Below are 23,395 nucleotides of genomic sequence, written 5' to 3' on the forward strand. Positions count from 1 at the left end.
TCAGACCGCGAACAGCAGGAACTCGCGTTCCCAGGAGCTGATCACGCGTTTGAAATTTTCATGCTCGGCGCGTTTGGTGGCGACGTAGCCTGCGATGAATTTCTTGCCCAGGTACGGCTCCAGCGCGCTGCAGTTCTCCATGCGTTCAAGGGCGTCCTCGATGGTCAGCGGCAGGCGCAGGTTGCGCCGCTCGTAACCGCGGCCCTTGACCGGCGCGCTGGGGTTGATGCCTTCGACCATGCCGATGTAGCCGCACAACAGGCTGGCGGCAATCGCCAGGTAAGGGTTGGCGTCGGCGCCGGGCAGGCGGTTTTCCACACGACGGTTCTGCGGGCCGGCATCCGGCACGCGCAGGCCCACGGTGCGGTTCTCCTCGCCCCACTCCACGTTCACCGGCGCCGAGGTGTCGGGCAGGAAGCGGCGGAACGAGTTGACGTTGGGGGCAAACAGCGGCAGCACCGACGGGATGAACTTCTGCAGGCCACCAACGTGGTGCAGGAACAGCTGGCTCATGCTGCCGTCTTCGTTGGAGAAGATGTTCTTGCCGGTGTTCACGTCGATGATGCTCTGGTGCAGGTGCATCGCACTGCCCGGCTCGCCGGTCATGGGCTTGGCCATGAAGGTGGCGGCGACGTTGTGCTTGAGCGCGGCCTCGCGCATGGTGCGCTTGAACACCAGGATCTGGTCGGCCAGCGACAGCGCGTTGCCGTGACGGAAGTTGATTTCCATCTGCGCGGTGCCGTCCTCGTGGATCAGCGTGTCCAGGTCCAGGTGCTGCAGTTCGCACCAGTCGTAGACGTCCTCGAACAGCGGGTCGAATTCGTTGGCGGCCTCGATGGAGAACGACTGGCGACCGGTTTCGGGGCGACCGGAGCGACCGATGGGCGGCTGCAGCGGGAAGTCCGGGTCCTCGCAGCGCTTGGTCAGGTAGAACTCCATCTCCGGCGCCACGATCGGCTGCCAGCCTTTGTCGGCGTAGAGCTTCAAGACCTTCTTGAGCACGTTGCGCGGCGACAGCTCGACCGGGTTGCCCTGCTTGTCGTAGGTGTCGTGGATCACCTGCGCGGTGGGCTCGATGGCCCATGGCACCAGGAATACCGCGTTCTCGTCGGGGCGGCAGATCATGTCGATGTCGGCCGGATCGAGCAGCTCGTAATAGATGTCATCGTCGACGTAGTCGCCGGTCACCGTCTGCAACAGCACACTTTCGGGCAGGCGCATGCCCTTTTCGGCAATGAACTTGTTGGTGGGGGAGATCTTGCCGCGCGTGATACCGGTGAGGTCGCTGATCAGACACTCGACTTCGGTGATCTTGTGCTCTTTCAACCAATCGGTGAGCTGGTCGAGGTTGTTACTCATAAATACCTCAGGAGGTAAATGTCTGGACTGACGTCAGGACGCCCAGGCTGGGCCGTCCTGCTCATTCTGGATGCCGCACGACGCTAAAGCAAAGCACCTGCCACGGGGCGAACGCGCAGGGCAATACCCGCTGGGCCGCCTGGCCGGCTATAGTGGTGGCAGTCGATTACAGAAGAGGGTGCGATACCGGGCATGCAGCCCAGGCCGTCAATTATTGCGGCCAGGTGGCGGTGCACGGCCACGCGGTATCTGCCGTGGGTGCGGCGGGCGTGCAGACCGATCCGCGCGGTGCGGCCGGTGACGCCGATTGTCGGCTGGCGAGACATGTAACCCCCGGTATTATTGCTGTTATGGGTTGCAACCGAGCTTAGCCTTGTTCATTTTTTTACACAACACCCCTGTAAAAAATAGAATACGGCCCGCTCAAAGTCGCTGTCTCGCTACCAAAGCAGGCCTTGTCGACGCCCTCATTTGCAGCAAAAATGCCGCTTCAGCGCCGTTTTAGGGCATGATGGGGCTGGCTTGACTTCAGCAGGGCTTTCGCGTTGACTGAACCTGCAAGCCCCCATTGATTGATATTTTTAACAACAAAGGTGTTGCATCATGTCGGTACCCCCGCGTGCCGTTCAGCTTAACGAAGCGAACGCGTTCCTTAAGGAACATCCTGAGGTTCTCTACGTTGACCTTCTGATTGCAGATATGAATGGTGTGGTGCGTGGCAAGCGCATCGAACGCACGAGCCTGCACAAGGTTTACGAGAAAGGCATCAACCTGCCGGCCTCCCTCTTCGCCCTGGACATCAACGGTTCCACCGTCGAAAGCACCGGCCTGGGCCTGGACATCGGCGATGCCGACCGTATCTGCTATCCCATCCCCGGTACCCTCTCCAACGAGCCCTGGCAGAAGCGCCCCACCGCGCAGTTGCTGATGACCATGCACGAGCTCGAGGGCGAGCCGTTCTTCGCCGACCCGCGTGAAGTGCTGCGCCAGGTGGTGAGCAAGTTCGACGACCTGGGCCTGACCATCTGCGCCGCGTTCGAGCTGGAGTTCTACCTGATCGACCAGGAGAACGTGAACGGCCGTCCACAGCCGCCGCGCTCGCCGATCTCGGGCAAGCGTCCGATCTCCACCCAGGTGTACCTGATCGACGACCTCGACGAGTACGTCGACTGCCTGCAGGACATTCTGGAAGGTGCCAAGGAACAAGGCATCCCGGCTGACGCCATCGTCAAGGAAAGTGCCCCGGCGCAGTTCGAAGTGAACCTGCACCACGTGGCCGACCCGATCAAGGCCTGCGACTACGCGGTATTGCTCAAGCGTCTGATCAAGAACATCGCCTACGACCATGAGATGGACACCACCTTCATGGCCAAGCCGTACCCTGGCCAGGCGGGCAATGGTCTGCACGTGCATATCTCGGTGCTGGACAAGGATGGCAAGAACATCTTTACCAGCGAGGATCCCGAGCAGAACGCCGCATTGCGTCACGCGATCGGCGGTGTGCTCGAGACCCTGCCGGCGTCGATGGCGTTCCTGTGCCCGAACGTCAACTCGTACCGCCGTTTTGGTGCCCAGTTCTACGTGCCCAACTCCCCGACCTGGGGCCTGGACAACCGTACCGTGGCCTTGCGCGTACCGACCGGCACGCCGGACGCCGTGCGCCTGGAGCACCGTGTGGCCGGTGCCGACGCCAACCCGTACCTGCTGATGGCAGCCGTACTGGCGGGCGTGCACCACGGTCTGACCAACAAGGTCGAACCGGGCCCGGCGATGGTGGGCAACTCCTACGAGCAGAACGAGCAGAGCCTGCCGAACAACCTGCGTGATGCACTGCGCGAGCTGGACGACAGCGAGATCATGGCCAAGTACATCGATCCGAAGTACATCGATATCTTCGTGGCCTGCAAGGAAAGCGAGCTGGAGGAGTTCGAACACTCCATCTCCGACCTTGAGTACAACTGGTACCTGCACACCGTGTAAGGTCCATTCGCCGGCAAGGCCGGCTCCTACAGGGTCGATGTGACCGTGTAGGAGCCGGCCTTGCCGGCGAAGCCCTTAAAGCGCCTTCTCGAAGATCTTCGAATTGCGCTGGTAGTTGTACAGCGAAGCCCGCGCCGCAGGCAGCCGCTCCACCTCGCTGGGCACGAAGCCGCGTTCGCGGAACCAGTGCGCCGTGCGCGTCGTCAGCACGAACAAGGTCTTCAAGCCCATCTCCCGCGCCCGTGTCTCGATGCGCTCCAGCAACTCGTCGCCACGCCCGCCATGCCGGTATTCCGGGTTCACCGCCAGGCACGCCAACTCGCCCGCCTCCGAATCGGCGATCGGGTACAGCGCCGCGCAGGCAATGATCATCCCCTCGCGCTCCACCACACTGAACTGCTCGATCTCGCGCTCCAGCACCTCGCGCGAACGCCGCACCAGGATGCCCTGCTCTTCCAGCGGGCTGATCAGGTCCAGCAGGCCGCCGACATCCTCGATGGCCGCCTCGCGCACCTTCTCGAACTGTTCCTGAGCCACCAGCGTGCCGCCACCGTCACGGGTGAACAGCTCGGTGAGCAGCGCACCGTCCTCGGCATAGCTGACGATGTGGCTGCGCGCCACACCGCCACGGCAGGCTTCGGCGGCCGCGTCCAGCAGCTCGCCCTGATAGTCCGAGCCCAGGCGCTGCAGATGCGCCGGCACCTGCTGCGGGCGCAGCTCACGCACCAGCCTGCCGCTCTCATCCATCAGTCCGCGCTCGGCGCCGAACAGCAGCAGCTTGTCGGCCCCCAGCTCGATGGCCGCACGGGTGGCGACGTCTTCGCAGGCCAGGTTGAAGATCTCGCCGGTGGGCGAATAGCCCAGCGGCGACAGCAGCACGATGGAGCGTTCGTCGAGCAGGCGATTGATGCCCTTGCGATCGACCCGGCGCACCTCGCCGGTGTGGTGATAATCGACGCCTTCGAGCACGCCGATGGGGCGCGCCGTGACCAGGTTGCCGGCGGCCACGCGCAGGCGCGAACCCTGCATCGGCGACGCGGCCATGTCCATCGACAGGCGCGCCTCGATGGCGATGCGCAGGTGGCCGACCGCGTCGATCACGCATTCCAGGGTGGCCGCATCGGTGATGCGCAGGCCGTGATGATAGTGCGCGCTCAGGCCGCGGGCGGCCAGGCGGCTTTCGATCTGCGGGCGCGAACCGTGCACCAGCACCAGGCGCACGCCCAGGCTGTGCAGCAGCACCAGGTCGTGGACGATATTGCCGAAGTTGGGGTGCTCGACCCCGTCACCGGGCAGCATGACCACAAAGGTGCAGTCGCGGTGGGCATTGATGTAAGGCGAAGCATGACGCAGCCAATTGACGTATTCGGGCATAACCAGAGCCTGTAGAAACCTGTGGAAAAAGGACAAGAACGGAAAAGCACACAGCGCTCGAAGGGTTATCGTCGCAACAGGTCTGGCGTCACGCGCATTCTCCTTGGGTAAAAACGGTTGAAATCAGCGGGCAATTACCGGGTTGAGGCAATAATGCCCGATCAACTCACGCAATAGACGCACGGTAGGCTCCAGGCGTGACATTTCGAGGTACTCGCCCGGCTGGTGGGCACAGCTGATGTCGCCGGGGCCCAGCACCAGGGTTTCACAGCCCAGACGTTGAAGATAAGGCGCCTCGGTACCAAAGGCCACCGCCTCGGCCGTATGCCCGGTAAGACGCTCGGCCACGCGCACCAGTTCGGCGTCGGCGGCCTGCTCGAACGGCGGCACCTCGGGAAACAGCGGCGCGTAGTCGATCTGCACCTGGTGCTGTTCGGCCAGCGGCGCCAGCTTGCTGCGGATCGCAGCACGCAGCACTTCCGGGTCCATCCCCGGCAGTGGGCGCAGGTCGAATTCCAGGGCGCACTGCCCGCAGATACGGTTGGGGTTGTCGCCGCCGTGGATGCAGCCGAAGTTCATGGTCGGCTGCGGCACGCTGAACTGGGCGTTGCTGTACTGCTGCTGCCATTGCCGGCGCAGGCCCATCAGCTCGCCCATCACCGCATGCATCGCCTCCGAGGCGCTGTGGCCCAGGCTCGGGTCGGACGAATGACCGCTGCGCCCGAGGATATCGATGCGCTCCATCATCACCCCCTTGTGCAGGCGGATCGGGCGCAGCCCGGTCGGCTCGCCGATCACCGCTGCACGGCCCAGCGGGCGGCCGGCGTCGGCCAGTGCGCGGGCGCCAGACATCGAACTTTCCTCGTCGCAGGTGGCCAGGATCAGCAGCGGCTGCCTGAACGGCTGCTCGAGCAGCGGGCGTACCGCCTCGATCACCAGGGCGAAGAAGCCCTTCATGTCGCAACTGCCAAGGCCCACCCAGCGCCCGTCCACCTCGGTCAGCTTGAGCGGATCGGTCTGCCACAGCTGCGGGTCATAGGGCACCGTGTCGCTGTGCCCGGCCAGCACCAGGCCACCGGGGCCGCTGCCGTAGCTGGCCAGCAGGTTGAACTTGCCCGGCGTCACCTCCTGCAGCTCGCAGGCAAAACCCAGGTCACCCAGCCAGGTGGCCAGCAGGTCGATCACCGCGCGGTTGGACTGGTCCAGGCTCGGCTGGGTGCAACTGACCGACGGCGTGGCGATCAGGGCGGCGAACTGGTCTTTGAGCGGCGGCAAAGGCATGCGCATTCTCCTCGGTACGAGGCCCATCATAGGGCTATCGGGCACCTGGAATAAACCGTCAGCGGCCGACTCCTGTACACTGCACGGCCAAGACGCACCCAGTCATCGAGCCTGCCAGCAATGAACAAAGAAACCGAACTCAAACTGCGGGTCAGCCGCGAGACCCTCGCTGCCCTGCGCGAACACCCGTTGCTGAAGAAGCGCAACAAGTCCGGCTGGCAGCAGCGCGAGCTGCTCAATCAATATTTCGATACCCCAGAACGCGACCTGGCCGCGGCCAAGGTGGCCCTGCGCCTGCGCCGTGACGGCGACGTGGTGATCCAGACCCTCAAGGCCCGTGGCCACAGCACCGCCGGGCTGTCGGTACGCAACGAGCACGAATGGCAGCTGCCCAAGGCCAAGCTCGACCTCAAGAAGCTCGACGAGCAGGTATGGCCGGCCGAGCTGGCCGACCTGGACAAGAAAACCATCAAGCCGCTGTTCAGCACCGACTTCACCCGCGAGTACGCCGAAATCGCCTGGGGCCGTGGCAAGGCCAAGGTGGTCATCGAGGCTGCGCTGGACCTGGGCCATGTAGTGGCCGGCAAGCAGAAGGAAGCCATCTGCGAGCTGGAGCTGGAACTGCGTGAAGGCGACCCGGCCGCACTGCTGGAACTGGCCGCCGAGCTGGCCGCCAGCCTGCCGCTGATGCCGTGCGACATCAGCAAGGCCGAACGCGGCTACCGCCTGCTCGACCCCTCGAGCTTCGCCGTGAGCCTGCCGCCTGCTGAACTGAACGCCGAGATGCCGCTGGACGATGCCTTCGCGGCACTGGCCTGGCACCTGCTGGGCAGCAGCCAGCGCCTGGCCGAGCAGTACCTGTTCAACGGACACTGGCGCCTGCTGCAGGACTGGGTCCAGAGCCTGGCCGAACTGCGCGCCCTGCTCGGCAGCCTGGGCCAGGCCGCGCCACGCCCGACCACCAGCGCCCTGCGTGCCAGCCTCGACGCCCTGCTCGAGGACTGGCGCCCGCTGGTGCTGGCCGGCAACGACGACGAAGACGTGCGCCGCGCGGCGCCCGAGCAGTTCGCCGAAGAACTGCTCGACACCCGCTGGGGCCAGTTCTCGCTGGACACCTCGCGCTGGCTGCTGGCCCGTGGCTGGACCGTCGAGCGCAACAAACGTGGCGACCGCCAGGGCGCTGCGCAACTGGGCAACTGGCTCAAGGTGCTGCTGTCGGACGAAGCCAACGCGCTGCAACTGCCGCTGTACCACCGCCAGCCTGAAGACCTGGCCGAACAGCTGCCGCGCATCGAGCGCCTGCTGGCCTGGCTGCACCATGCCCGCCAGGTGCTGGAAAGCCCCGACCTGGACCGCCTGTTCGGCGAGCTGAACAAGCTGCACGAACTGGCCAGCCTGCCAATCAGCGACGACGTGCTCGAAGCCCGTGTGCATCAGGCCATGGCGGTGTTCCAGAGCCGCGGCTGGAAGCACCTGCTGCGCAAGTGACGGCTACACCGGCAAGCTGGTCGTGGACTTGATTTCGGACAAGGCCACGATCGAGTTGACCTCCTGGATCCCCGGCACCATCGACAGCTTTTCGAAGAAGAACCGTTCGTAGGCTTCGATGTCCGGGGTGACGATGCGCAGCAGGAAGTCCACTGCGCCCATCAGCACATAGCATTCCAGCACCTCGGGAAACTCGCGGATCGCCTCGGTGAATTCGGCGAAGTTGGTCCGCCCGTGGGCGTTGAGTTTGACCTCGGCGAAAATCTGCGTGTTCAGGCCGATCTTCTTGCGATCGAGCAGGGTCACCTGCCCGCGAATCACCCCCTCCTCCTTGAGCCGCTGGATCCGCCGCCAGCACGGCGACTGCGACAGGCCGACCCGTTCGGCAATCTGTGCGCTGGACAGCGACGCATCCTCCTGCAGCAGAGCCAGGATACGTCGGTCGTAGGCGTCCAGTTGGCTTTGCATGTTTTATCCCCTCAAGGCGCCATTAATGAATCGAACAATGCGCAGATTACGCAGATCGCTCGATCATAGAGAAAAAATACCCGGTTGAAGATGTAAAAATTCCTCCATCGAAACCGGAGATTTCCCATGAACGCCCACGAACGGCTGGACAGCCCCGTCACCCCGCTGCGCAGCGATGTCTGGGCCGCCAATGCTGTGCACAGCAGCGTGCGCTACAGCCTGCAGGTGGAAGCCGAGCCGGACAGCCTGTGCCGCGTGCTCAACCTGTTTGCCCTGCAGTTCCTCACCCCGCACCAGGTACAGATGCAGCAGCAGGACGACCTGTTGAACCTGGAGATCGGCGTAGCCGGGCTGAGCTGGCACCGCGCCGAACTGATTGCACAGAAAATGCGCAACCTGATCTGTGTCGCCCAGGTCAGCGTCGAACCCCTGGCGGCCTCGCGCATGCCGTTGCAGCACGTACGCTGAACAGAAAAATCCGGCAACCCTTGCGACAGGCCCTGTGGTCCGCTGGCAGCTAGCCTTGGCTGGCCGTCCGACCTTCGCAAGGAAGCCCCATGCCTGCCACGCCGCCCGATCGCTGGCTCGACCTCGACACCCTGCTCGCCGAACTGCTCGCCCAGCAACGCATCAGCCCCGCCTGTGCGCGCCCCTGGCCGCAGGCCGCCAATGAACCCACACATCCGCTGGAGCGCATCGCCCGACGCGGCCTGAACGACCTGCAACGCCCCGGCCATACCCTGGACCTCGATGCCCTGGGCGAATGGCTGGGCCGCCAGGCCGGCCAGCGCCATGTGCGCATCGACCCCCTGGCACTGCAGGCAGCCAGCCTCGGCGGGCTGATGTCGGCCGCATTCGCGCGGCGTCACCAGATTCTGGCCATCGCGGTGGATGCCCACACGGTGACCGTCGCCAGCGCCCAGCCCTACGTACGCAGCTGGGAGCGCGACCTTGGGCAGGTGCTGCAACGCAGGGTGCAGCGGGTGCTGGCCAGCCCGGTGCAGATCCGTGAGCTGAGCCAGGCGGTGTTTCGCCTGGCCCACTCGGTCAGTGGTGCCAGCCAGCAGGCCGTTCCCGGGCCCGACGGCGCCAGCCTCGAGGCACTGCTTGACCTGGGCAACAGCGCAGGCGACGTCGATGCCAACGAGACGCACATCGTCGGCATCGTCGACTGGCTGTTGCAGTACGCCTTCGAGCAGCGCGCCAGCGATATCCACATCGAGCCGCGCCGCGACCAGGGCCACCTGCGCCTGCGCATCGACGGCCTGCTGCACCCGGCCTACCAGTTCCCGCCGGCAGTGACCCTGGCGGTGGTCAGCCGGCTCAAGAGCCTGGGGCGCATGAACGTCGCGGAAAAGCGCCGCCCGCAGGATGGCCGCATCAAGGCCCGCTCGGCCGCCGGCGCCGAGGTCGAGCTGCGCCTGGCCACCCTGCCCACCGCGTTCGGCGAGAAACTGGTACTGCGTATCTTCGACCCGCACCTGCTGCACCAGGGCTTCACCCAGCTGGGCCTGGACGGCGAGGCGCTGCAGCACTGGCAGGCGATGCTGCGCCAGCCCCACGGCATCATCCTGGTGACCGGGCCGACCGGCTCGGGCAAGACCAGCACCCTGTACGCCACCCTCAAGCAACTGGCCACGCCACAGGTCAACCTGTGCACCCTCGAAGACCCGATCGAACAGCTCGAGCCGGCCTTCAACCAGATGCAGGTGCAGCCCGGCATCGACCTGGGCTTTGCCAACGGTGTGCGTGCGCTGCTGCGCCAGGACCCGGACATCATCATGATCGGCGAGATCCGCGATGCCGACACCGCGCAGGTGGCGATCCAGGCCGCGCTCACCGGCCACCTGGTGCTCTCGACCCTGCACACCAACGATGCCTGCGGCGCCGTCGGGCGCCTGCTGGAACTGGGCATCGCGCCGTACCTGATCCGTGCCACGCTGGTCGGCGTGCTGGCCCAGCGTCTGGTGCGCACGCTGTGCCCGGCGTGCAAGGTGGCGCAGCCGCTCGACATGGCGCACTGGCGCGAACTCGACCCGCAGGCGCCGCTGCCCACCGCTACCTGCCAGGCTGAAGGCTGCCGCGATTGCCGGTACACCGGCTACCGGGGCCGCACCGGCCTGTTCGAGCTGCTGCCTGTGAGCCCACGCCTGCGCGAGCAGCTGTCGGGCGACGTCGACCTGGCAAACCTGCGCCGCCAGGCCCGGGCCGAGGGGCTGGGCAGCCTGCGCACCAGCGGCGCGCAAAAAGTCGCCGCAGGGCTGACTACACTGACAGAAGTGATTCGCGTTACTGCATGAAATGAAATGATCCGGCGCTGGCCTGCACAGCTGACCACATGCCAAGCTTGCGCACTTTCAGTCCTGCTGACCAAGGAAACGTCATGCAAATCGGAATGGTAATGCTGTTGTTCGTGGGCCTGGCCCTGGCGCTGGTGTTCATGGGGTTCAAGGTGGTGCCGCAGGGTTTCCAGTGGACCGTGGAACGCTTTGGCCGCTACACCACCACCCTCAAGCCGGGCCTCAACATCATCGTGCCGGTGATGGACCGCATCGGGCGCAAGATCAACATGATGGAAAGCGTGCTGGACATCCCGCCGCAGGAAGTCATCACCGCCGACAACGCCACCGTGCAGATCGATGCGGTGTGCTTCTTCCAGGTGGTCAACACGGCGCAGGCCGCCTACGAGGTCAACAACCTCGAGCACGCCACCCGCAACCTGCTGCAGACCAACATCCGTACCGTGCTCGGCTCCATGGAACTGGACGCCATGCTCAGCCAGCGCGACGCCATCAACGAGCGCCTGCTGCGCACCGTGGATGAAGCCACCGCACCGTGGGGCATCAAGATCACCCGTATCGAGATCAAGGACATCAGCCCGCCGGCCGACCTGATGGCCGCCATGTCCGGGCAGATGAAAGCCGAGCGGGTCAAGCGTGCGCAGATCCTCGAAGCCGAGGGCCTGCGGGCGGCTGCCATCCTCACCGCCGAAGGCAAGAAACAGGCGCAGATCCTCGAGGCCGAGGGTGAGCGTCAGGCGGCCTTCCTGGAATCGGAGGCCCGCGAGCGCCAGGCCGAAGCCGAAGCCCGCGCCACCCAGGTGGTGTCCGAGGCCATCGCCAACGGCAATGTGCAGGCCATCAACTACTTCGTGGCGCAGAAATACGTCGACGCGCTGGGCAAGCTGGCCTCGGCCAACAACAGCAAGGTGGTGCTGATGCCGCTGGAAGCCAGCCAGGTGATCGGCGCCGTCGGCGGCATCGGCGAGATCGTGCGGGCCACCTTCGACGGCAAGAAGGGCTGAGCATGTGGGACTACCTGCAACACCTGTCGTTCTGGGACTGGCTGGCGCTCGGTACGCTGCTGCTGATCCTGGAGGTGTTCGGCGCCGGCGGCTACCTGCTGTGGATCGGGGTGGCGGCGGCGGGCGTGGGCGTGATTACCTTCGTCGTCCCGCAGCTGCCGTGGACCTTGCAGTTCCTGCTGTTCGGCCTGCTGTCGGTATTCACCGCAGTGTTCTGGTGGCACCGTCAGCGCAGCAATGCCAGCCCCAGCGATGCGCCGGGGCTGAACATGCGCGGCCAGGAACTGATCGGCCGGACCTTCGTGGTGCAGGAGGCCATCGTGGGCGGTCGCGGCAAGATCAAGGTCGGCGACGGGGTGTGGATGGTCCGCGGGCCGGACCTGCCGGTGGGCACCCCGGTGCAAGTGCTGTCGCAGGACGGCGCGATACTGCAGGTTGGCCCCGCACCGTAGGCCCTGGGGAACTTGCCTGGGGAAATCACGATCCAACGCACCATAATAGCCCCCACACTGGAGTAAGCCCCATGCGCGTCAAACTTGCGGTTGCCACCCTTGCCTTGTTGTCGCTGCCGGTTGGCTCGGCGATGGCTGATGGCTTCTGGCGTGATGTGATTTCGTCCGGTGCCACCACCGGCTCCACCTACCTGACCTTCAAGGACCACAAGCTGGTGGTGGCGGCGCAGGAAGATGCCAGCAGCTATGTGGCCAGCAACGGCCAGATCAGCGGGCCGTATCTTGAGGCTGCCATGCAGCGTGTGCGTGCCGAGCAGCCAGGGCTGCAGGTCAGCGACATGGAGCTGGCCAATGCGATCCTGGCGCAGAATGCCGTGACCGAGTAATCACCTCGCCGGCAATGCCGGCTCCTACAGGAGCCAGCCTTGTCGGCCACGAGGCCCTGGCCTCAGCGATAATCCTCCACCGGCACACACGCACAGAACAGGTTGCGGTCCCCGTACACGTTGTCCACCCGGTTCACCGCCGGCCAGTACTTGTGCAGCCGCGCATGGTGGCTCGGAGCAACACCCTGTTCGATTGAGTAAGGTCGTTCCCACACCCCCAGCACATCCGCCAAGGTATGCGGCGCCCGCTTGAGCGGGTTGTCCTCGGCTGGCCAGTTGCCGTTCTGCACCTCTGCAATCTCGGCCCGAATCTTCAGCATCGCCTCCACGAAGCGGTCCAGCTCGGCCTTGGACTCGCTCTCGGTCGGCTCCACCATCAAGGTGCCCGGCACCGGGAACGACATGGTCGGCGCATGGAACCCGTAGTCCATCAGGCGCTTGGCCACATCCTCTTCGGTGATGGCGGTCAGCGTCTTCAAGGGCCGCAGGTCGAGGATGCACTCATGCGCCACCCGCCCATTGCGCCCGCGGTACAGCACCGGGAACGCCCCGCCCAACTGCTGGGCCAGATAATTGGCCGACAGGATCGCCACCTCGCTGGCATCGGCCAGTTGCGGCCCCATCATGGCGATGTACATCCAGCTGATCGGCAGGATGCTCGCACTGCCCCAGGGCGCCGCACTGACCGCAGTGTTCTGCGGGTCGGGGCCGGGCACCGGCACCACCGGATGGCTGGCCACGAACGGTGCCAGGTGTGCACGCACGCCGATCGGGCCCATGCCCGGCCCGCCACCGCCATGGGGAATGCAGAAGGTCTTGTGCAGGTTCATGTGCGATACATCGGCACCGATGTCCGCCGGCCGCGCCAACCCGACCTGGGCATTGAGGTTGGCGCCATCCATGTACACCTGGCCACCGTGGCTGTGGATAACTTCGCAGATCTCACTGATGCCTTCCTCGTACACGCCGTGGGTCGACGGGTAGGTGGCCATCAGGCAGGCCAGGCGCTCACCTGCCGCCTGGGCCTTGGCCTTGAGGTCGGCCAGGTCGACGTTGCCCGCCACATCGCATTCCACGATCACCACCTGCATCCCGGCCATCTGCGCAGACGCCGGGTTGGTGCCGTGCGCCGAGGCCGGGATCAGGCAGATATCGCGCTGACCCTGCTGGCGGCTGCGGTGGTACTTGCTGATCGCCAGCAGCCCCGCGTATTCACCCTGGGCACCGGAGTTGGGTTGCATGCAGATGGCATCGAAACCGGTGATCGCGCACAGCCAGCGCTCCAGCTCGTCGATCATCGCGGTATAGCCTTGGGCCTGGGTGAGCGGCGCGAACGGGTGCAGGTTGGCGAAGGCCGGCCAGGTGATGGGGATCATCTCGCTGCTGGCGTTGAGCTTCATGGTGCACGAGCCCAGCGGGATCATCGACTGGTTGAGGGCCAGGTCCTTGTTCTCCAGCTGCTTGAGGTAACGCAGCATCTCGGTTTCGCTGCGGTGCAGGTTGAACACCGGGTGCGTCAGAAACGCCGACTGGCGCTGCAAGGCGTCGGGGATGCCGCTGTGCTGCGCCTGGGCATCCAGCTCGGCCACGCACAACCCATGGTCGGCGCCCAGGAAGATGCCGAACAGGCGCAGCACCGTGGCCTCGTCGCAGGTTTCATCCAGGCTTACGCCCAGGTGCCCGCGGCCCAGGATGCGCAGGTTGATCTGCGCGGCCTCGGCGCTATGGATGATCGCGGTCTGGCTGCCGCCGACGTCCAGGGTCAGGGTGTCGAAGAAGTGCTCGTTCAAGCGCTTGAGCCCCTTGGCTTGCAGGCCGGCAGCCAGGATCACCGTGAGCCGGTGCACCCGCTGGGCGATGCGCCTGAGCCCTTCGGGCCCGTGGTACACGGCATAGAACCCGGCGATGTTGGCCAGCAGCACCTGCGCGGTGCAGATGTTGGAGTTGGCCTTCTCGCGGCGGATGTGCTGTTCGCGGGTCTGCAGGGCCATGCGCAGCGCCAGGTTGCCGCGCGCGTCCTTGGAAACGCCGATGATGCGCCCAGGCATGGCGCGCTTGAAGTCGTCGCGGCAGGCAAAGTAGGCCGCGTGCGGGCCGCCGTAGCCCATGGGCACGCCAAAGCGCTGGGTCGAGCCGAGCACCACGTCGGCGCCCTGCTCGCCCGGCGGGGTCAACAGCACCAGGCTCAGCAGATCGGCGGCGACGCAGGCCAGCGCCTGCTGGGCATGCAGCTGCTCGATGGCCGGGCGCAGGTCGTGCACCCCGCCGTGGGTGTTGGGGTATTGCAGCAGCGCGCCGAACACCCGGTGCTTGTCCAGGTTGTCCAGCCCATCGACGATCAGCTCGAAGCCGAAGCCCTCGGCGCGGGTCTGCAGTACGGACAGGGTCTGCGGGTGGCAATGTTCATCGACGAAGAACGCATTGCTGCGCGACTTGGCCATGCGCCGTGCCAGAGCCATGGCTTCGGCAGCGGCCGTCGCTTCGTCGAGCAGCGAGGCATTGGCCAGGTCCAGCCCGGTCAGGTCGATGACCATCTGCTGGTAATTGAGCAGCGCCTCCAGGCGACCCTGGGCGATCTCCGGCTGATACGGCGTATAGGCGGTGTACCAGCCGGGGTTCTCCAGCACGTTGCGCAGGATCACCGTGGGCGTCAGGGTAGCGTGGTACCCCATGCCGATCAGGCTGGTCCACACCTGGTTCTGCTCGGCGTAACCGCGCAGTTTTGCCAGGGCGGCCTGTTCATCAAGCGCCGGGGGCAGTTCCAGCGGGCGGTTCAGGCGAATGCCCGGCGGGACGGTCTGCTCAATCAGTTCACTGCGACTGCTCAGGCCCAGGGCCTGCAACATTGCCTGCTGCTCGGCCGCATCCGGGCCAAGATGACGACGCAGGAACGGGTTGGGATCGTGCAGTTGGCTCAGGGACGGCGACTGGGACATAGCGGCTCTCTCTTCCAAGACCAAGCCTCGAGGGGTCGAGGCTTATTGAGTCTAGGAAGGGATTGCCGTTCGTGCGGGAAAAACTACTCGCCGATGGCGGCCTTGTAGCCGGCAGCGTCCAGCAACTGCTCCAGCTCTGCCGGGTTGGACGGCTTGAGCTTGAAGATCCAGCTGGCGTAAGGATCGTTGTTCAGGCTCTCAGGGCTGTCGCTGAGGTCTTCGTTGACCGCGATCACTTCGCCGCTGACCGGCGCGTAGATATCCGAAGCGGCTTTCACCGACTCCACCACCCCGGCGGCGTCCTTGGCCGCGAACACCTTGCCGACCTCGGCCAGTTCGACGAATACCACGTCGCCCAGGGCTTCCTGGGCGTGGTCGCTGATGCCCACGGTGACGGTACCGTCGGCTTCCAGCCTGGCCCACTCGTGGCTCTCGGCAAAACGCAGGTCGGCGGGGATATTGCTCATAGTGTCTTTCCTCAACAGGTCAGCGGTCGGCCCGCCGGAATGAATTCAGATCAGGATCTTGCCCTGGCGCACGAAGGTCGGCTTGACCACCCGTACCGGGTACCACTTGCCGCGAATTTCCACCTCGGCGCGGTCGGCGGTAGCCACCGGCACGCGGGCCAGGGCAATCGCCTTGCTCAGCGTAGGAGAGAAACTACCACTGGTGATCTCCCCTTCGCCAATCTGTGCGATTCGCACCACCTGATGCGCACGCAGTACACCGCGTTCCTCGAGCACCAGGCCGACCAGTTTCAGCTGCACGCCTGCGGCCTGTTCGGCCTCCAGCGCACGGCGTCCGATGAAGTCGCGGTCGGCCGGTTCCAGGGCGATGTTGTGGGCCAGGTTGGAGGTCAGTGGCGAGTGTGCCTCGTCGATGTCCTGTCCGTACAGCGTCATGCCCGCTTCCAGGCGCAAGGTATCGCGCGCGCCCAGCCCGCTGGGGGCAATACCGGCGCCGACCAGGTCGTTGAAGAACGCCGGGGCCTGCTCTGCCGGCAGGGTGATCTCCAGGCCGTCTTCGCCGGTGTAGCCGGTACGCGAGATGAACCAGTCGCGACTGCTGCGGCCTTCGAAGGGGGCCAGTTCACGAATCAGCGCCGCACGGTCACTGCTCACCAGTTCGGCCAACTTGTCCCGCGCATGCGGGCCCTGCACAGCGAAGATCGACAGTTCGGGACGCTCGCGCACCTGCACGTCGTAGTCGCCGATATGGGCCTGCAGCCAGGCCAGGTCCTTGTCGCGGGTGGCGGCGTTGGCCACCAGTCGGTAGCCGTCGTCGGTGCGGTAGACCAGCAGGTCGTCGATCACCCCGCCCTGTTCGTTGAGCAGGGTGCTGTACAGGGCCTTGCCGTGGGCATTCGGGCTGGCCACATCGTTGGCCAGCAACCAGCGCAGCCAGGGCGTGGCCTGGGCGCCGTGCACATCGATCACGGTGAGGTGCGAGACATCGAAGACCCCGCAGTCGCGGCGCACCTGGTGGTGCTCCTCGACTTGCGAGCCGTAATGCAGGGGCATGTCCCAACCGCCAAAATCGACCATCTTGGCGCCAAGCGCCAGGTGCAGGTCATAAAGAGGCGTACGCTGTCCCATGGGTTTCTCCTTCCGGGCGTGGCGAGGCTGCGGCTGAGGGCAGCGTTTCAGCTACCCGGTGCTGATCGGCCGCAGCGAATGCCGCGCATTGTAGCCGCAAGGGCGCAGCCTTACACCCTCAGTGACTCTGACCCGGGTGACGCGCCGAACGCCTTATCAAACCGATGACCGGCAGCAGCCCCACCAGCACCAGCGTCAACGCCGGCAGCGAGGCACGCGACCACTCGCCCTCGCTGGTCATCTCGAATACCCGCACCGCCAGGGTGTCCCAACCGAACGGGCGCATCAGCAGGGTGGCGGGCATCTCCTTGAGCACATCGACGAACACCAGCAGCGCCGCGCTCAGCGCACCCGGCACCAGCAGCGGGAGATACACCTTGAAAAACAATCGCGGGCCGCTGACCCCGAGGCTGCGCGAGGCCTCCGGCAGCGAGGGCCGGATGCGCCCCAGGCTGTTTTCCAAGGGGCCGTAGGCCACGGCGATGAAGCGCACCAGATAGGCCAGCAGTAGTGCCGCCAGGCTGCCCATCAGCAGCGGCCGGCCGGCACCGCCAAGCCAGCTCGAAAGCGGCACCACCAGCTGGTTGTCGAGGTAACTGAAGGCCAGCATGATCGACACCGCCAATACCGAGCCGGGCAAGGCGTAGCCCAGGTTGGCCAGGCTGACCCCGGCGCGCACCACACGGGTGGGGGCCTGACGTCGGGCAAACGCCAGCAGCAGTGCCACCGCCACGGTGATCAGCGCAGCCATGGCGCCCAGGTACAGGGTATGCAGGATGAGCGCGCCATAGCGCTCGTCGAGGTCGAAACGCCCGCGCTGCCAGAACCACACCAGCAACTGCAGCACCGGGATAACGAACGCGCAGGCGAACACCAGCAGGCACCAGCTGCTGGCAGCCAGCGCCTTGACCCCGTGCAGGTGGTACAGCGCCGCCACCCGGGGCCGCTCGTTGCTGCTGCGTACCGCACCGCGGGCCCGGCGCTCGCCGTACAGCACCAGCATGACGGCCAGCAGCAACAGGCTGGCGAGCTGGGCGGCGCTGGAGAGGCTGAAGAAGCCGTACCAGGTCTTGTAGATGGCGGTGGTGAAGGTGTCGAAGTTGAACACGGCCACCGCGCCGAAGTCGGCCAGGGTTTCCATCAGCGCCAGCGCCACGCCCGCGCCGATCGCCGGCCGCGCCATGGGCAGGGCCACGCGCCAGAAGGCTTGCAGCGGCGATTGCCCGAGCACCCGCGCCGCTTCCATCAGGCCCTTGCCCTGGGCCAGGAAGGCGGTACGTGCCAGCAGGTAGACATAGGGGTAGAACACCAGCACCAGCACGATGATCACCCCGCCGGTGGAGCGCACGCGCGGCAGGCGCATGGGGCCGAACCATTCGCGCAGCAGGGTTTGCACCGGGCCGGAGAAGTCCAGCAAACCGACGAAGACGAACGCCAGCACATAGGCGGGGATGGCGAAGGGCAGCATCAATGCCCAGTCGAGCCAGCGTCGGCCGGGGAATTCGCACAAGCTGGTGAGCCAGGCCAGGCTCACGCCCAGCACGGTGACGCCGACGCCCACGCCGAGGATCAAGGTCAGGGTGTTGCCCAACAGGCGGCTCATCTGGGTGTCGAGCAGGTGCGACCAGATCTGCAGGTCGATGCTCTGCCACGACAGCACCAGCACGCTCAGCGGCAGCAGCACCAGCGCGCAGACGGTGAAGACCAGGGGGTACCAGCGGCGTTGGGCGGGGTGGGCCAAGGGGGAGATCTCTAGCGAATGTGAGATTCGCCGGCAACGCCGGCTCCTACAGGGGTCGCGCATTACCTGTAGGAGCCGGCATTGCCGGCGAAGGGGCCCTGGAGGGCCCCGCAAGGATAAGGTCTTGCGCTCAGTTCCAGCCAGCCCGATCCATCAGGCGAATCGCTTCAGCCTGACGCTTGCCCGCCACTTCCACCGGCAGGCTGTCGGCCTTGAACTTGCCCCACGCCGCCACTTCTGCCGAAGGTTCCACCTTGGGGTTGGCCGGGAACTCCTGGTTCACATCGGCGAAGATCTTCTGCGCCTGCGGCCCGGTCATCCACTCCACCAGCTTGATCGCGGCCTCCTTGTGCGGCGCGTGCCGGGTCAAGCCGATGCCCGACAGGTTGACGTGCACACCACGGTCGGCCTGGTTGGGCCAGAACAGCTTGATCGGCAGCTGCGGCTGCTCCTTGTGCAGGCGGCCATAGTAGTAGGTATTGACGATGCCCACGTCGCACTGCCCGGCCTCGATGGCCTTGAGCACTGCCACGTCATCCGAGAACACGTCGGTGGACAGGTTGTTCACCCAGCCCTTGAGGATCTCTTCGGTCTTCTCGGCGCCGTGGGTTTCGATCAGGGTCGCGGTCAGCGACTGGTTGTAGACCTTCTTGGCGGTACGCAGGCACAAGCGCCCTTCCCATTCCTTGCCGGCCAGCGCCTCGTAGGTGCTCAGCTCCTCGGGCTTGACCCGGTCGGTGGCGTAGGCAATGGTCCGTGCGCGCAGGCTCAGGCCGGTCCAGTCATGGGACGAAGCGCGATACTGCGGGGGAATGTTGGCGTCGATCACGGCCGACTTGATCGGCTGCAGGATACCCATCTGCTCGGCCTGCCAGAGGTTGCCGGCATCCACGGTCAGCAGCAGGTCGGCGGTGGCGTTGCTGCCCTCGGCCTTGATGCGCTGCATCAACGGCGCTTCCTTGTCGGTGATGAACTTGACCTTGACCCCGGTTTCCTTGGTGTAGGCATCGAATACCGGCTTGATCAGCTCGTCGATGCGCGAGGAATACACCACCACCTCGTCCGCCGCCTGTACGGTACCGCCCAGCAGGGTGAGCGCCAGGGCGGCGAGTAGATGCTTGCGTGGCAACATGAAGGCGGTCCTCGGAATGCGGGAGAGGCGCAAATGGTAGTGAATGCCATTTGCCTTCTCAACCGAACTGCCAAGGGAGGAGTTACCAGATGTTGCGGTGCCGCCTCAGGCCCGTGCCAGCTCCGGCAGGTCGCCGCTCAGCCCCAGCGCCTGGCGCACGAACAGCGCCTTGGCCTCCGGCAGTTGCTCCACCCACTTCAGGCCACTGTTGCGCAGCCAGCGCAGCGGCAGCGGGTCGGCCTGGAACAGGCGCTCGAAGCCCTCCATTGCGGCCATCAAGGCCAGGTTGTGCGGCATGCGCCGTCGTTCGTAGCGGCTCAGCACGCGCACGTCGGCCAGGCGCTCGCCGCGCTCATGGGCATGCTGCAGCACTTCGGCCAGCACCGCCGCATCCAGAAAGCCAAGGTTCACGCCCTGCCCGGCCAGCGGGTGAATGGTGTGGGCCGCATCGCCGATCAACGCCAGGCCCTCGGCCACGTAGCGCTTGGCATGGCGCTGGCGCAGCGGTACGCACAGCCGTGGGTCAACCGCCAGCACCGTGCCCAGGCGGCCCTCGAAGGCCCGCTCCAGCTCGGCGCAGAAGGCTTCGTCCGGCAGGGCCATGAGGCGCTCGGCCTGCGCAGGCGTGGTCGACCACACGATGGAGCACCAGTGCTGCTGGCCGTCGCGCAGCAGTGGCAGAAACGCCAGCGGGCCGTCATCGGTGAAGCGCTGCCAGGCCGTGGCCTGGTGCGGCTCGGCACAGCGTACGCTGGTCACGATGGCGTGGTGCAGGTAGTCCCACTCACGGGTTTGGCAGCCGGTCAGGCGGCGCACCGCCGAGTTGGCGCCGTCAGCCGCAATCACCAGCGGCGCGCGCAGGGTGCGGCCATCGGCCAGGGTCAGCAGCCAGTCGTCGCCACTGCGGCGCATCTGCTCCAGGCGGGCGTTGGCCAGCAGGCCGATCTCGCTGTCGTGCAGGCGCTGCAGCAGACCGTCCTGCACCACGCGGTTCTCGACGATGTGGCCGAGCACCTCGGCGTGCACGCTGGCGGCCGAAAAGTGGATCTGCCCGGTGCCGCTGCCGTCCCACACGTGCATGTCCGAATACGGGCTCAGGCGCCGCTCGCGGATGTGCTGCCAGGCGCCCACGCGCTCGAGGATGCGCTGGCTGGCCATCGACAGCGCGCTGACTCGCGGCTCGAAGGGCGCCTGTGCATCGAACGGCTTGACCGTCAGGGGGCTGCCGTCGAGCAGCAGGATGTCCAGGCCACTGTGCTGCAAGGCCAGGGCCAGGGCGCTACCGACCATTCCGGCACCGACAATCAACAGATCTGCGCGCATTTCCATGCTTTCAAGCCCGATAAAGAGAAGAAGGGGTCATTGGCCAGGCTGGTCCGGGCGTGTACCCAGGCCCATGGCCTGGCGGGCGAACCAGCGCTTGGCCGGGGGCAGCAGGTCCAGGCCCAGCAGGCCCAGGTTGCGCCCGGTGGCGAGCAACGGCTGGCCGCTGCCGAACAGCCGCGTGACCTTGTCGGAGAAGCCCACGGTCAGGTCCTGGTCCAGGCGCTGGCGCTCGCGGTAGGCCTGCAGGGTCGCCAGGTCGCCTGGTACTTCGGGCCCGGCCAGCAGACCGTCGGCCAGCGACTGCACGTCGCGCAGCGACAGGTTGAAACCCTGCCCGGCAATCGGATGCAGGCTGTGCGCGGCGTTGCCCAGCACCACCAGGTGCGAGCGCACCTGCTCCTGGGCCTCTACCAGCGACAGCGGGTAGAGGTGACGCGCGCCCACCTGGCGCAAGGTGCCCAGACGGTAGCCGAACACGCCTTGCAGCTCGGCCAGGAAGGCTCGCTCGTCTATCTCGGCCAGCCGTCTGGCATCCATTCCGGCACGGGTCCAGACCAGCGCGCAGCGGTTTTCCGGCAGCGGCAGCAAGGCCATCGGGCCGTCATCGGTGAAGCGTTCGAACGCCTGCCCGCAATGGGCCTCGCTCGGGGTGATGTTGGCGATCAGCGCACTCTGGTTGTACGGACGCTGGCTGACGTGGATGCCCAACTGCTCGCGCAGCCCGGAACGCCCGCCGTCGGCCAGTACCGCCAGGTCGCAGTCCACCGTGGTGTCGTCATCCAGTGTCAGGCGGTAGCCGTCGGCCAGCGGCTGCATCGCGCTGACCTGCGCCGGGCAGCGCCAAGTCACCACCTCGGCATCCAGCCCCTGCCACAGGCACTGGCCGAGCCAGGCGTTCTCGACCACGTAGCCGAGTGCCGGCACGCCTTCTTCCAGGGCGTCCAGGCGGGTGGCGCCAAAGCGGCCACGGTCGGACACCTGGATCTGGCGGATCGGTTCGGCGCGGCGGCTGATCGGCTGCCACAGGCCCAGACGCTCGTAGATCTGCCGGGTGCCGTAGGAAAGCGCCGAGGACCGTGCGTCGTAACTGGGCTGGAAGCTGTCGCCGGGGGCGAACGGCTCGATCAGCAGGATCTTCCAGCCACGCGCCCTGGCCCCGGCCTGCAGGGCCAGCGCCAGGCTGGCACCGACCAGGCCGCCACCGATGATGGCAAGGTTGACCCGGCTCATGCGGCGTGGCTGCGTGCAGCCGCCATCAATGCTTCGATTTCGGCCACCGTGCGCGGTACGCCGGAGGTCAGGATTTCACAGCCCTGCTTGGTCACCACTACGTCGTCCTCGATTCGTACGCCGATACCGCGCCACTTCTTCGCGACGCTCTGGTTGTCGGCAGCAATGTAGATGCCCGGCTCCACCGTCAGGGCCATGCCCGGCTCCAGCACGCGCCACTGGTCGGCGACCTTGTACTCGCCGACGTCGTGCACATCCAGCCCCAGCCAGTGACCGGCGCGGTGCATGTAGAAGGCGCGATGGGCCTCGGCCTCGATCAGCGCCGGCACGTCGCCCTTGAGCAGCCCCAGCTCCACCAGCCCTTCGGTGATCACCTGCACGGTGGCCTCGTGGGCATGGTTCCAGTGCTTGCCCGGTGCAATCGCGGCAAAGGCTGCAGCCTGGGCCTTGAGCACCAGCTCGTAGATCGCTTTCTGCTCCGGCGAGAAGCGCCCGCCGACCGGGAAGGTGCGGGTGATGTCGCTGGCGTAGCAGTCGATCTCGCACCCGGCGTCGATCAGGACCAGGTCGCCGTCCTTGAGCAGGGCGTCGTTCTGCTGGTAATGCAGGATGCAGGCGTTGCGACCCGATGCCACGATCGAGCCGTAGGCCGGCATCTTCGCCCCGCCCTTGCGGAACTCGTAGTCCAGCTCGGCCTCCAGGCTGTATTCGTGCAACCCGGCGCGGCAGGCCTGCATGGCCCGCACGTGAGCGCGTGCCGAAATCGCCGCGGCCTCGCGCATCACCTTCACTTCCGTGGCCGATTTATACAGGCGCATGTCGTGCAGCAGATGATCCAGCGCAACGAACTCGTTCGGTGGCTGGGCGCCGAGGTTGGCCTTGGAGCGGATCACGTTGATCCACTCCATCAGGTGGCGGTCGAATTCGGGGTGGCTGCCCATGGCCGAGTACACCCGGTCGCGGCCTTCGATCAGGCCCGGCAGGATGTCGTCGATGTCGGTGATGGGGAACGCATCGTCCGCGCCGTATTCGCGTATCGCGCCTTCCTGGCCAGCGCGCAGGCCGTCCCACAGCTCGCGCTCGGGGTTGCGCTCGCGGCAGAACAGCACGTACTCACCGTGCTCGCGGCCGGGGATCAGCGCAATCACCGCCTCGGGCTCCGGGAAGCCGCTGAGGTACTGGAAGTCGCTGTCCTGGCGGTACACATGCTCCACGTCGCGGTTGCGAATGGCCACCGCGGCCGCGGGCAGGATGGCGATGCTGTTGGGTTCCATCTGCGCCATCAGCGCCTTGCGACGACGGGCATACTCCGCTTTGGGGATATGGGCTATTGGCACGAGGAA

Annotated in this window: 19 protein-coding genes; 7 read left to right on the forward strand and 12 right to left on the reverse strand. The window is 65.9% G+C overall.

Features of this window, described 5'->3' with window-relative positions; genetic code table 11:
• On the reverse strand, positions 1 to 1,359 hold the full coding sequence (locus NJH59_RS01300) for a glutamine synthetase family protein (protein ID WP_043863424.1): 1,359 nt from the start codon (positions 1,357 to 1,359) through the stop codon (positions 1 to 3).
• Between the two features lie 603 nt (positions 1,360 to 1,962).
• Here NJH59_RS01300 and NJH59_RS01305 point away from each other — a divergent pair.
• Positions 1,963 to 3,339, forward strand: a complete 1,377-nt coding sequence (locus NJH59_RS01305) for a glutamine synthetase family protein (RefSeq protein ID WP_043863423.1) — start codon at positions 1,963 to 1,965, stop codon at positions 3,337 to 3,339.
• Positions 3,340 to 3,414: 75 nt separating this feature from the next.
• On the opposite strand, the gene argA is transcribed toward NJH59_RS01305, so the two are convergent.
• The gene (argA, locus tag NJH59_RS01310; RefSeq protein WP_043863422.1) at positions 3,415 to 4,713 is read right to left on the reverse strand and encodes an amino-acid N-acetyltransferase; all 1,299 of its coding nucleotides are present in this window, start codon (positions 4,711 to 4,713) and stop codon (positions 3,415 to 3,417) included.
• A gap of 123 nt (positions 4,714 to 4,836) precedes the next feature.
• On the reverse strand, positions 4,837 to 5,994 hold the full coding sequence (gene argE, locus NJH59_RS01315; RefSeq protein ID WP_253086252.1) for an acetylornithine deacetylase: 1,158 nt from the start codon (positions 5,992 to 5,994) through the stop codon (positions 4,837 to 4,839).
• Positions 5,995 to 6,114: 120 nt separating this feature from the next.
• On the opposite strand from argE, the gene NJH59_RS01320 reads away from it, so the two are divergent.
• A complete protein-coding gene (locus tag NJH59_RS01320; protein ID WP_054915510.1) occupies positions 6,115 to 7,482 on the forward strand; it encodes a CYTH domain-containing protein in 1,368 nt (455 codons plus the stop codon).
• Between the two features lie 3 nt (positions 7,483 to 7,485).
• Here the strand turns inward: NJH59_RS01320 and NJH59_RS01325 are convergent, their stop codons facing one another.
• Positions 7,486 to 7,950: an Lrp/AsnC family transcriptional regulator gene (locus NJH59_RS01325; protein ID WP_043863419.1), complete on the reverse strand. Its 465-nt coding sequence runs from the start codon at positions 7,948 to 7,950 to the stop codon at positions 7,486 to 7,488.
• Between the two features lie 126 nt (positions 7,951 to 8,076).
• Between NJH59_RS01325 and NJH59_RS01330 the strand changes: the two genes are divergently transcribed.
• The 5 genes from NJH59_RS01330 to NJH59_RS01350 all read left to right on the forward strand — a co-directional run bounded on the left by NJH59_RS01330 (position 8,077) and on the right by NJH59_RS01350 (position 12,092).
• Positions 8,077 to 8,418 (forward strand): hypothetical protein, encoded by a 342-nt coding sequence (locus tag NJH59_RS01330; protein WP_100634259.1) that lies wholly within the window; start codon positions 8,077 to 8,079, stop codon positions 8,416 to 8,418.
• An 89-nt stretch (positions 8,419 to 8,507) separates the two neighbouring features.
• Entirely contained in the window at positions 8,508 to 10,250 is a 1,743-nt protein-coding gene (locus NJH59_RS01335) for a GspE/PulE family protein (protein ID WP_253086253.1), read from the forward strand.
• Positions 10,251 to 10,333: 83 nt separating this feature from the next.
• On the forward strand, positions 10,334 to 11,254 hold the full coding sequence (locus NJH59_RS01340; RefSeq protein ID WP_043863416.1) for an SPFH domain-containing protein: 921 nt from the start codon (positions 10,334 to 10,336) through the stop codon (positions 11,252 to 11,254).
• Positions 11,255 to 11,256: 2 nt separating this feature from the next.
• Positions 11,257 to 11,706 carry an NfeD family protein gene (locus tag NJH59_RS01345; RefSeq protein ID WP_054915507.1) on the forward strand — a complete coding sequence of 150 codons (450 nt, stop codon included), beginning with the start codon at positions 11,257 to 11,259 and terminating at the stop codon, positions 11,704 to 11,706.
• Positions 11,707 to 11,777: 71 nt separating this feature from the next.
• On the forward strand, positions 11,778 to 12,092 hold the full coding sequence (locus tag NJH59_RS01350) for a DUF2388 domain-containing protein (RefSeq protein ID WP_043863414.1): 315 nt from the start codon (positions 11,778 to 11,780) through the stop codon (positions 12,090 to 12,092).
• A gap of 62 nt (positions 12,093 to 12,154) precedes the next feature.
• On the opposite strand, the gene gcvP is transcribed toward NJH59_RS01350, so the two are convergent.
• The 8 genes from gcvP to pepP all read right to left on the reverse strand — a co-directional run bounded on the left by gcvP (position 12,155) and on the right by pepP (position 23,383).
• Positions 12,155 to 15,028, reverse strand: coding sequence for an aminomethyl-transferring glycine dehydrogenase (gene gcvP, locus NJH59_RS01355; protein ID WP_253086254.1), 2,874 nt, complete (start codon positions 15,026 to 15,028; stop codon positions 12,155 to 12,157).
• 83 nt (positions 15,029 to 15,111) lie between these two features.
• On the reverse strand, positions 15,112 to 15,495 hold the full coding sequence (gcvH, locus tag NJH59_RS01360) for a glycine cleavage system protein GcvH (RefSeq protein WP_058541755.1): 384 nt from the start codon (positions 15,493 to 15,495) through the stop codon (positions 15,112 to 15,114).
• A 45-nt stretch (positions 15,496 to 15,540) separates the two neighbouring features.
• A complete protein-coding gene (gene gcvT, locus NJH59_RS01365; RefSeq protein WP_058541754.1) occupies positions 15,541 to 16,623 on the reverse strand; it encodes a glycine cleavage system aminomethyltransferase GcvT in 1,083 nt (360 codons plus the stop codon).
• A 118-nt stretch (positions 16,624 to 16,741) separates the two neighbouring features.
• On the reverse strand, positions 16,742 to 18,364 hold the full coding sequence (locus NJH59_RS01370) for an iron ABC transporter permease (RefSeq protein ID WP_253086255.1): 1,623 nt from the start codon (positions 18,362 to 18,364) through the stop codon (positions 16,742 to 16,744).
• Positions 18,365 to 18,494: 130 nt separating this feature from the next.
• Positions 18,495 to 19,496 carry an extracellular solute-binding protein gene (locus NJH59_RS01375; RefSeq protein WP_253086256.1) on the reverse strand — a complete coding sequence of 334 codons (1,002 nt, stop codon included), beginning with the start codon at positions 19,494 to 19,496 and terminating at the stop codon, positions 18,495 to 18,497.
• 105 nt (positions 19,497 to 19,601) lie between these two features.
• Positions 19,602 to 20,819, reverse strand: coding sequence for a 2-octaprenyl-3-methyl-6-methoxy-1,4-benzoquinol hydroxylase (locus NJH59_RS01380; RefSeq protein ID WP_173925094.1), 1,218 nt, complete (start codon positions 20,817 to 20,819; stop codon positions 19,602 to 19,604).
• Between the two features lie 36 nt (positions 20,820 to 20,855).
• Positions 20,856 to 22,052 (reverse strand): 2-octaprenyl-6-methoxyphenyl hydroxylase, encoded by a 1,197-nt coding sequence (ubiH, locus tag NJH59_RS01385; protein WP_116052403.1) that lies wholly within the window; start codon positions 22,050 to 22,052, stop codon positions 20,856 to 20,858.
• On the reverse strand, positions 22,049 to 23,383 hold the full coding sequence (gene pepP, locus NJH59_RS01390; protein WP_253086272.1) for a Xaa-Pro aminopeptidase: 1,335 nt from the start codon (positions 23,381 to 23,383) through the stop codon (positions 22,049 to 22,051). The genes ubiH and pepP overlap by 4 nt, the downstream gene beginning before the upstream one ends.
• Between the last annotated feature and the right edge of the window lie 12 nt (positions 23,384 to 23,395).

The organism is Pseudomonas sp. VE 267-6A, assembly GCF_024126555.1.
GTDB classification, from domain to species: Bacteria; Pseudomonadota; Gammaproteobacteria; order Pseudomonadales; family Pseudomonadaceae; genus Aquipseudomonas; species Aquipseudomonas palmensis.

Coding starts and splice junctions, on each gene's coding strand:
- NJH59_RS01300 (WP_043863424.1), bottom strand. CDS start 1,359: ATGAGTAACAACCTCGACCAGCTCACCGATTGGTTGAAAGAGCACAAG.
- NJH59_RS01305 (WP_043863423.1), top strand. CDS start 1,963: ATGTCGGTACCCCCGCGTGCCGTTCAGCTTAACGAAGCGAACGCGTTC.
- argA (WP_043863422.1), bottom strand. CDS start 4,713: ATGCCCGAATACGTCAATTGGCTGCGTCATGCTTCGCCTTACATCAAT.
- argE (WP_253086252.1), bottom strand. CDS start 5,994: ATGCCTTTGCCGCCGCTCAAAGACCAGTTCGCCGCCCTGATCGCCACG.
- NJH59_RS01320 (WP_054915510.1), top strand. CDS start 6,115: ATGAACAAAGAAACCGAACTCAAACTGCGGGTCAGCCGCGAGACCCTC.
- NJH59_RS01325 (WP_043863419.1), bottom strand. CDS start 7,950: ATGCAAAGCCAACTGGACGCCTACGACCGACGTATCCTGGCTCTGCTG.
- NJH59_RS01330 (WP_100634259.1), top strand. CDS start 8,077: ATGAACGCCCACGAACGGCTGGACAGCCCCGTCACCCCGCTGCGCAGC.
- NJH59_RS01335 (WP_253086253.1), top strand. CDS start 8,508: ATGCCTGCCACGCCGCCCGATCGCTGGCTCGACCTCGACACCCTGCTC.
- NJH59_RS01340 (WP_043863416.1), top strand. CDS start 10,334: ATGCAAATCGGAATGGTAATGCTGTTGTTCGTGGGCCTGGCCCTGGCG.
- NJH59_RS01345 (WP_054915507.1), top strand. CDS start 11,257: ATGTGGGACTACCTGCAACACCTGTCGTTCTGGGACTGGCTGGCGCTC.
- NJH59_RS01350 (WP_043863414.1), top strand. CDS start 11,778: ATGCGCGTCAAACTTGCGGTTGCCACCCTTGCCTTGTTGTCGCTGCCG.
- gcvP (WP_253086254.1), bottom strand. CDS start 15,028: ATGTCCCAGTCGCCGTCCCTGAGCCAACTGCACGATCCCAACCCGTTC.
- gcvH (WP_058541755.1), bottom strand. CDS start 15,495: ATGAGCAATATCCCCGCCGACCTGCGTTTTGCCGAGAGCCACGAGTGG.
- gcvT (WP_058541754.1), bottom strand. CDS start 16,623: ATGGGACAGCGTACGCCTCTTTATGACCTGCACCTGGCGCTTGGCGCC.
- NJH59_RS01375 (WP_253086256.1), bottom strand. CDS start 19,496: ATGTTGCCACGCAAGCATCTACTCGCCGCCCTGGCGCTCACCCTGCTG.
- NJH59_RS01380 (WP_173925094.1), bottom strand. CDS start 20,819: ATGCGCGCAGATCTGTTGATTGTCGGTGCCGGAATGGTCGGTAGCGCC.
- ubiH (WP_116052403.1), bottom strand. CDS start 22,052: ATGAGCCGGGTCAACCTTGCCATCATCGGTGGCGGCCTGGTCGGTGCC.